The following is a 377-nucleotide window of genomic DNA, read 5'->3' as shown; positions in this document are numbered from 1 at the left end:
ATCACTGCTTTTATCGCCCTTTGCAATAAAGGCGTACAAGTCCAGGTTACCCAGCACCTTACCGTTGCGCTTCACCTGCACATTGCGCATAGAACCTGCTGCATTTGGACCACCACTTACAAGCATTGCGGTGACTAATGTAGAAAACCCGGACACTGTGTAAGAACCTGGCTTTTTAGCTTGCCCAACTACATATACGGTAATTGCGCGCAGACGACCAAAACTCACATTAACAGTCACATCGCGATACAGCTTTGCAATGGAAGACCGAATTATTGCCTCAGCATCAGCGGCTTTGACACCGGCCAGATTAATATTGCCTATCGTCGGAATACTGATGACTCCGTTTCTGTCGACAACCGCGCGGTAATCGACAT

1 protein-coding gene is annotated in these 377 nt (G+C 48.0%); it reads right to left on the bottom strand.

Translation table 11 applies throughout. From position 1 onward, the window contains the following. Positions 1 to 377: polysaccharide biosynthesis/export family protein (locus KDM89_RS20310; RefSeq protein WP_212689677.1), on the bottom strand; the 377-nt coding region annotated here is incomplete at both ends.

The organism is Cognatundibacterium luofuense, assembly GCF_018139685.1.
GTDB lineage: Bacteria > Pseudomonadota > Gammaproteobacteria > Burkholderiales > Burkholderiaceae_D > Undibacterium > Undibacterium luofuense.
Note: the sequence above shows the minus strand (reverse complement) of the source record. Positions and strands in the feature narration are given on the sequence as shown.